At 64.2% G+C, this 4,756-nt stretch carries 7 protein-coding genes; 1 reads left to right on the top strand and 6 read right to left on the bottom strand.

The features are described 5' to 3' along the window. Positions 1-515 precede the first annotated feature (515 nt). Positions 516-692 (top strand): hypothetical protein, encoded by a 177-nt coding sequence (locus tag J2X68_RS40090; RefSeq protein ID WP_310437535.1) that lies wholly within the window; start codon positions 516-518, stop codon positions 690-692. A 63-nt stretch (positions 693-755) separates the two neighbouring features. On the opposite strand, the gene J2X68_RS40085 is transcribed toward J2X68_RS40090, so the two are convergent. The 6 genes from J2X68_RS40085 to J2X68_RS40060 form a co-directional block, all read right to left on the bottom strand. Next, the gene (locus tag J2X68_RS40085; RefSeq protein WP_310437534.1) at positions 756-1,106 is read right to left on the bottom strand and encodes a hypothetical protein; all 351 of its coding nucleotides are present in this window, start codon (positions 1,104-1,106) and stop codon (positions 756-758) included. 44 nt (positions 1,107-1,150) lie between these two features. Next, entirely contained in the window at positions 1,151-1,645 is a 495-nt protein-coding gene (locus tag J2X68_RS40080) for a hypothetical protein (protein WP_310437533.1), read from the bottom strand. 928 nt (positions 1,646-2,573) lie between these two features. Beyond that, a complete protein-coding gene (locus J2X68_RS40075) occupies positions 2,574-2,750 on the bottom strand; it encodes a hypothetical protein (RefSeq protein WP_310437532.1) in 177 nt (58 codons plus the stop codon). Positions 2,751-2,806: 56 nt separating this feature from the next. Next, complete coding sequence (locus J2X68_RS40070) at positions 2,807-3,121, bottom strand: GNAT family N-acetyltransferase (RefSeq protein ID WP_310437531.1); 315 nt, start codon at positions 3,119-3,121, stop codon at positions 2,807-2,809. A gap of 15 nt (positions 3,122-3,136) precedes the next feature. Continuing rightward, positions 3,137-3,496, bottom strand: coding sequence for a carboxymuconolactone decarboxylase family protein (locus J2X68_RS40065; protein WP_399041979.1), 360 nt, complete (start codon positions 3,494-3,496; stop codon positions 3,137-3,139). Between the two features lie 143 nt (positions 3,497-3,639). Further along, positions 3,640-4,509, bottom strand: a complete 870-nt coding sequence (locus tag J2X68_RS40060) for an alpha/beta hydrolase (protein ID WP_310437529.1) — start codon at positions 4,507-4,509, stop codon at positions 3,640-3,642. Between the last annotated feature and the right edge of the window lie 247 nt (positions 4,510-4,756).

Below are 4,756 nucleotides of genomic sequence, written 5' to 3'. Positions count from 1 at the left end.
GCATTACGGTGGGGCACGAGGGCCTTTCGGTCAGGTGTCGACGTCGCAATCCACACCGAACCGGAAGGCCCTCATCTGTTCAAGATCCCTCAGCCCAGACCTGGCTCACCCATCCACAACCTCCCGAGACAGAACACCTAGTACTCCGCAACGATGGACGTTCAGCACATCCCGACACGGTTCTGGAGCGGGACATCAACGCGGCGCTCAGTCGCCAAAGCGGCCAGGCTGGTTGTCTCACTGAGCTCTTTCCATCCTGAGTGACCTTGCATGCGTGGTCGTCAGATGCTCTTGGCCGAGAGCCGCGCGCACGCCATGGCGCTGGGTGGCAGCGCCGCCTCCAGGCACACGGGACGTCCGTCTCAATAACGCCTTCGGCGGTGCCTGGCATCACGCGCAGGATGATCACCGAACGGCGAAGCGGTGCAGGGCGTCTATCTGAGGGGGGTGCCCCCGTGTCTTTGGTCAAGTGAAACGGGGGTGCGTTGGGTCAGGGAGCCGGGCAGCATGGCGGGGTGGCTGATCTGCTGTGGGATGACGTGAGTTCCTTCCTCGACCCGGACTTGATGGAGTCGTTGCCGGATATGCGTGTCCCGGATGCCTCGGTGCAGGACTGGCAGGCGGTGCTCGATCTTGTCGCGGAGACAGGACAGCGACCTGGCCCGCGCCATCGCCGTCCTGGCTCGCGCTGACCAGGACGCTACCTGGAACCGGCAGCAGTCCTCCAACCCGCTCCGGTCTCTGCTGCGTGAGTACTACCCGTCCGCCCTGGAGGCCTTCGCCACCTGCCAGAACGGCCTCTGCCGACCCGAGGCACGTGAACTGCTCAGGCTCGCCCCACGCCCTCTCGGGCCTCGCGGCTGAGCAGCACGCAGATCCAGGCTGCCCTCAAGCGAGCCGGCCGCAAGCGCGGCATCGAGGCCGAGGCAGACCGGATCTGCGAGGTCTTCCGCGCCGAGTGGGCCCACCAGCCGCCGCTGGTCGAGGACGCGCTCGGCAAACAGATGCTCGCCCTCCTTGGCCAGCTCGATGCCGCCGGCAACGTCGCCGACGACCTGGCGAAGGCGGTCGAAGGGGCTTTCCCCCAGCACCCGGACGCTGATCAATGGAGCGGTAGGTGATAACTCTCCACTTCGAGGCGGTGGAGATGTCAACGCGGGCCGTCCAACCGCGCCACGGTCGACGTGCTGTGGCAGTCGCCCGTGGTCTCGTTATGCACCGACCGGCCGCCCGCTGCCGTCAGTTCCGCCAGCAGCTCGAGCAGCCTCGCCTCGCTGTCTACGGTGATGTCGGTGTAGCGGCCACAGGTGCACGGCGAGATCAGCGTGAGTACGTCGGCTGCGGCCCCGTGTTCGGTGATGCGCAGAGTGTGGTGCAGCCACAGACCACCGTCCAGCCACGCCACGGCCGACGGTTTGAAGTACCTGACGCCGCCGTCCGCGGCCGACAATCCCTGCCAGTCCGCGGGCTCCACTGCCTGGGCGATGGTGCGCGGATAGGCAGCGTAGGCGTGGTACGCAGCGGCAGTCTCCGCGTCCTCGCGCTGCTCGATCGCGCTGGAGTCATCCACGTCGGCGGCCATCCTCAGCAGCAACGCGATCGGGGATCCAGGCGCATACGAGCAAGCCATGGTGATGTCAGGCATGAGTCAGACCTCCAGGTTCGTCAGTGATACTCGAAGCAGGCGAGTTCCGGTTCACATGGAGTTGGTGTACGAGACATCGAGGGAAAGCAGCCGACGCGGATACCTCTCCGGCCCTGTTGCTGGTAGTCGCGGAGCCACTCGCGATCGTCAGTCGGCAGGAGAAGAAGAGCCGGACGGAGGAACTTGTCACCCAGAGCCGATCGGCGGCCTTCTGCCACCGGGGCGAAGCATGATCCGCGAGGACCTCATCGCCATGCTTCGCGACCAGACGCTGGCAGGCGGACCTGCCCGTGACGCAGAGACTACCAAGAGGGCCTTCGTCGTTTGGGACGGTCTGGTGCCTGCCAACCGGCACTCCGGTGTGTTCCGGACTTTCCGCACAGCTGCTCGGCGAGACTGCACCGTTGAGGGCCTTGCCCACACTGTCGCCATCCTCCAACTGGCTGGGCAAAGGCTTCTTCGTACTGGTGGTATGGGCTGTGTGGACATGTCGTCCACGTTCACGATCTTCCTGAACTCCTTAATGGCAGGGGTCCTGGCTTGCCAGGCGGGCTCCGGCCCAACCTCCTGTCAACGACGGCCGCCGCCGAGTGACAACACGTCAGCTTTGGGGAGCGGTTCTCGTGGCTGTGGCTCACGCAGACACATCCACGGCGTCTCAGGTGTGTGCGTAGCAACTGATGTCGATGTCTCCCACGGCGGGTCGTTCTCCTTCGTCGAGGACGGCGGCGTAGCCGTCGCCCTCGACAGGACGGGAGTCTGATCAGTTCCCCTGCGTTACTCAGATTCAGGTCCACCACGATCCCCGGCCGCCTTCGAGCCTTGCCGAACGAGCCGAAGCGTGGGTCTGGACGACTTGCGGACCACCAGGCACGAGAGCTCGGCGGAAAGCCATTGCGGCTATCGAGACTCTTGCTGGTGCAGTCGGCTATTCCTCTCGTTCGAACTCTGCTTGGGCTCGCATCTGGTCCAGTTCGTCTTGGGCGCTGCGGTAGATTTCGGCGACGACTTCTCTGGTGACGCCACTGTCCGAGTTCTGGAGGAGATCCTGGACATGGGTGGCCCATTCATCCACCCCGTGGGGGCTTTTGGTTTCGTGCTTCATATCTCTGTACTCCTCTGCGACGATTCTTGCCTTTTGGCAAAAGTGAGCGTCAACGGTCAGGCGGGGAGGTTGAAGCGCTGTCGGTCCTCGATGGGCACAAGATCGAGGTATTCCTCGGGTTGGCGGGCGATTGTCCCGCGAACCACAGGACAGAAGGGCAGGACGGCCAGATTGCGGCGTCGGGCGTCGGCCAGTTCCTCGGCGATGAGGCGGCCGGCCACGCCGCGTCCGGTGAAGCCGTCAAGGGTCTCGGTGTGGTTGAACGCAATTTTCTTGCCGGTGATTCTGTAGTCGGTGAACCCGGCCAGCCGGCCGTCCTCGAAGATCTCGTAGCGACTGGCCTCGGCGTTGTCGCGGACAGTGCGGTTCATTGGCTGCCGTCTCCGTCAGGGTGAGGGGAGTTGGATCGCGCACTGGGGAGTGGTGTTGTGCCGGCTGATGATCGAGGCCAGGTTGCAGGCGTTCATGACGATCGAGGCCCAGCTGATGACGGTCAACGGGGGTGAGGAAGCATGCAGCCTCGCCGTAGTCGAGGTCTTGTTGGCGGCTGTCAGGAAGCTTGACCAGCGATTCGGCCAGAGGAGGGCGGCGCGTTCTTGATCGGTGAAGAGTTCGGTGTCACGCGAGGCCGGCAAGACTGCGATGCCCTGCTGTGTCTCGCCGGCCTCCAGGGCGTCACGCGCGTGGATGCTCAGGCAATAGGCGCAGGCATTGAGCTGGGAGATGCTGATATTGACCAGTTCCATGACGTCTCTGTTCAGAGCCGGGGTGTTCCCACGGTGGCCCCGCTGGGATCCCTTCCATGGTCGCGCTTCATTACAGGTGGCGTGACGAGAGGATCGAGAGCTGGCCGCAGCGGAGATGCGTGCACGGACTCCTGCGCTCCACTTCAACGTGCCGGGGTGGATCGATCTGCCTCGATGATCAGCTTCTCAACGGCGCGCGGACTGGTGATCATCGGGAGGTGGCCGGCTTTTACTTCAGTGATCTTGGCTCCCGCGTTCTCGGCCATCGTGCGTTGGAGAGCGGGGGGAACGATGTGATCCTGGGTTCCAAGCAGGTAATAGCTCGGCAGTGATTTCCAGGCCGGTGTGTCGGACCTGTCCGTGAGTGCGCTCAGAGTGACAGGCCGCTGTGCCGCGGCCATCGCAGCCGAGTCGCGCGCCGGGATCCCGTTCGCGATGGCGTCCGGGAAAACGTTCTGCTTCATGTAGAGGTCGTAGTCGCCGTCCGGCGCACCCGGGTAGCGCATGAACTCGAAGAGGTCGGCCGGGTCCAGTTGGTGATTCGGGTCCAGCAGTCCGAGGACACTGTCACCTGCGTCCGGAACGAACGCATTGATGAAGACAAGGGCTTCGACGTCATTGTCCGACTTGGCGGCGTTCGTGATGACGGCCCCTCCGTATGAGTGACCGACCAGGACAACGGGGCCGGTGGTTCGGTCGCGGAGGAACGCCGACAGGTATTCCGAGTCTTCGCTCAGCCCGCGAAGCGGAGTCGGCGGTGCGAGGACCTGGTAGCCCTGGGCCTGCAGGTCACGGGCGACCTTCGCCCATCCGGAGGAGTCCGCCCAGGCCCCGTGGACGAGCACCACCGTGGGCTTGGCCGCTGTCCCGCTCGAGTGCTGTGTATTCGTCCTGGGCTGCCGATCGCCAGCGTTGCTCGCTGCCTGGGTTGCGGATATGCCGGTCACGCCCAGCGCACCTACGAGGGTGAGAAGGCTGATCGTGCGCATTCGTCGTGCTCGGAGGATCTTCACCGTGGCTCCTGAGAGGTTGAGGGGATCGAGCAGTACGTCCGAGATTCTGAGCGAAGGGGCTGACTCTTTTATGCATGAGTTGTTGAGTGGGGATGACCTGCAAACGCAGCGTGCTGTTTCCGTGCCGAACCGACAGTGCGAGTCTCGGGAATCGAGGGGGCGAGGCGCTGAAGCTCCGCCTCGGTCGACTTGAGCAGGTCGTTCCAGGACGCCTCGAACTTGTCGACGCCCTCGTCCTCGAGGAGCT

The sequence above is a fragment of the Streptomyces sp. 3330 genome (genome assembly GCF_031456635.1).
GTDB lineage: Bacteria > Actinomycetota > Actinomycetes > Streptomycetales > Streptomycetaceae > Streptomyces.
The sequence above is the reverse complement of the archived record's forward strand: the minus strand, read 5'-3'. Positions and strand labels throughout refer to the sequence as shown.